Origin of the sequence: Microbacterium sp. GbtcB4 (genome assembly GCF_019091465.1) — a bacterium.
Classification (GTDB): domain Bacteria; phylum Actinomycetota; class Actinomycetes; order Actinomycetales; family Microbacteriaceae; genus Microbacterium; species Microbacterium paraoxydans.
Map to the genome: position 1 here is coordinate 1 of NZ_JAGXJJ010000135.1, position 271 is coordinate 271.

The window sequence follows — 271 nt, forward strand, 5'->3', positions numbered from 1 at the left end:
GCGATGAGGATGCCCCCGACGATGAGGGCGAGGACGATCGCCAGGATCGTCGTGACGGCGCTGCCGCGGAGGATCCCCTTGAGGACGACGTTGCCGCGCGGGGGCGGGGGCACCTCCTCCGCGAGGCCCGTGCTGGGCGGGAGCTGCCCGGGAGGCAGACCCTTCGTGACGTCTCCTGCACCGGGTGTCGCGCCGCTCACGCGGTCTCCTCCTCATCGGCCGCTCCGGCCACCATGTGTCCGAGTGTCTCCCGGGGCGCGTCACCGGGGTC

The 271-nt window shown here is 73.4% G+C and carries 1 pseudogene; it reads right to left on the reverse strand.

Annotated features, from left to right (window positions below):
* Nucleotides 1-200: pseudogene (locus KVS71_RS17490) on the reverse strand (ABC transporter permease); the annotation flags it as partial.
* Nucleotides 201-271: the final 71 nt, after the last annotated feature.